Below are 255 nucleotides of genomic sequence, written 5' to 3' on the forward strand. Positions count from 1 at the left end.
ACGTGAGCGCGCAGGGCCAGAATGCGACGAACGTGGCGCCGGGCGGCACGGTCGACCTGAAGAACACCGATGGCAACCTCGCGGTGAGCAAGAGCACGGCCGGCAACGACGTGAACTTCGATCTGGCACGCGACCTGAAGGTCGACAGCGTGACGATGGGTGACACGGTGGTGAACAACGACGGCCTGACCATCAAGAACGGCCCGAGCATCACCACGGGCGGCATCGACGCGGGCGGCAAGACCATCACGAACG

The 255-nt window shown here is 65.1% G+C and carries 1 pseudogene; it reads left to right on the forward strand.

Annotated elements, in window-relative coordinates:
• Positions 1–255 (forward strand): annotated as a pseudogene (locus AB3X95_RS39060) (hypothetical protein); the annotation flags it as partial.

Origin of the sequence: Paraburkholderia sp. BR13444 (genome assembly GCF_040948755.1) — a bacterium.
GTDB lineage: Bacteria > Pseudomonadota > Gammaproteobacteria > Burkholderiales > Burkholderiaceae > Paraburkholderia > Paraburkholderia youngii.